1 protein-coding gene is annotated in these 1,817 nt (G+C 35.0%); it reads left to right on the top strand.

All coding sequences use genetic code 11. From position 1 onward, the window contains the following. The first annotated feature begins 148 nt into the window (after positions 1 to 148). Positions 149 to 1,687: a rhomboid family intramembrane serine protease gene (locus Q1A73_RS24385; RefSeq protein WP_299611427.1), complete on the top strand. Its 1,539-nt coding sequence runs from the start codon at positions 149 to 151 to the stop codon at positions 1,685 to 1,687. The last annotated feature ends 130 nt before the right edge of the window (positions 1,688 to 1,817 follow it).

Raw genomic sequence — 1,817 nt, 5'->3', positions numbered from 1 at the left:
GGTTCTTGTATTTTTGGTAAGGCGCAATGCTTGCAGAATAGTCAAGTTGGCAACCAATGCGCAGAAAAATCGAAAAAGAAGGTAACATTTTGCCCTGCTACGACACATATATTAAACGTTAGCTTGCATTTAAAAACGATACGAAAAATTGAAAGACATTGCTGTAAAAATAAAAGAAGTATACCTGCCATTTTTAGCAGTCTCATTTGGGACTATTCTTTTTTACAACCTATTCAGGTGGACTTTGGATATTAAACTAGGAATTCTTCCGCTAAAAGAAGACTTACTCAACTTTTGGATTCCCTTTGCTCTTCCTTGGATACCAATATTGATTTGGCTTAGACGAAGAAACAGAATTTTGAATTTAAGAGGAAAAAGAGATAATGGACATTTCCTTTATCAATTTGCAATGGCAGGTGCTATCGCGGTTCCAATAATTGTGAGCCAGAATTACATTGAAAAAGCTTCATTTGACTTGGTTTCAATATCTAGTCCATATGAAGCTAAAAATCAAACTAATGAAAAGTACTTTGACATCAGTTCATTTCAAGTTGTCAAAAACGCCAGCCTACCATATGTTACAGCAAGGACTTCAGGAAGAAACAATGACAATCTTAACTTCTACCTATATCTCGCCTGTCCTTTTGAAAATTCAAATAATGTTTGGTACGGAGTTGAGTACTCCAAGAATTTAAGCAATCGAATTAGTGACGATAAAAAAAATAGAGAATACAGAAGTTTCATTGAGAAATCTGAAAGAGAATTTGAAACTTATGATTTCCAAAATGTGAAATACTTTGAGAAGCTTGGTTACTCGGACGACAGAGACGGTTTTATTGAAGCAATCAAAGAAAAGAATCCCAATATAAAGGAATCAGAACGAATTATCCTTGTTCCTAAATCTGACGTTTTTGAAGAAAGACTTGGAAATACTTTTCCTTGGATTTTCGGCTCATTTGGGATAGGAGCTTTTGTTTTGCTATTGATGGTTGTCATTCCAAAAATTGACGAAAAAGAATTAAGAGACTTCAAAAAAGATAAACCACTTAAAGAAGACGACCTTAAAGATATTTTGGAGTTTTTAGACCCGAGAGGACCTAATAAAGCAACTGCAATTCTACTTCTTGTAAACATTGCCGTTTTCCTAATAATGATTTTCTCAGGACTGAATCTAGTCTCACCAACAACGAAAGAACTTTTGGAGATTGGAGGTAATAGGAGATTTGAAGTGTTAAATGGCGAATATTGGAGACTTTTCACTTCAATATTTATTCACGGTGGACTAATGCACCTTTTTATGAATTTATTCGGTTTGGGATTAGGAGCGAGTTTATTAGAAGGAATTCTCGGAAGAACCCAGCTCATAATAAGTTTTGTAGTTTGCGGTATTCTAGCAAGTATTGCAAGTGTATATTGGCACGAGAATACGATTAGTGTTGGTGCTTCAGGTGCAATATTTGGACTGTATGGGTTGATTTTAGCTTTTACTGTTTTCAAAATCTATCCGACCCATATGCGTGGAATGACTTGGATGCTATTAGGACTTTATGCAGGAGTAAGTTTACTGTTCGGATTTTTAGGAGGAATTGACAATGCTGCTCATTTTGGAGGATTAATCAGCGGATTTATCCTCGGAGGAATATTGATACTAATTGAAAAAGAAAAATTAATAAAAAACGTAAGCTAACACGGTGTATAGTGCATAGCTACCCTTCGGGATAGCTAAGTCACCATACACTTAACGTTATCTCTCATTTGAAAAGAATAATTCATATACTAATAGTGATCATCACCATAATTGTGGTAGGAGCTTCTTT

The sequence above is a fragment of the uncultured Aquimarina sp. genome (genome assembly GCF_947492115.1).
Taxonomy (GTDB): Bacteria; Bacteroidota; Bacteroidia; order Flavobacteriales; family Flavobacteriaceae; genus Aquimarina.
The sequence above is the reverse complement of the archived record's forward strand: the minus strand, read 5'-3'. Positions and strand labels throughout refer to the sequence as shown.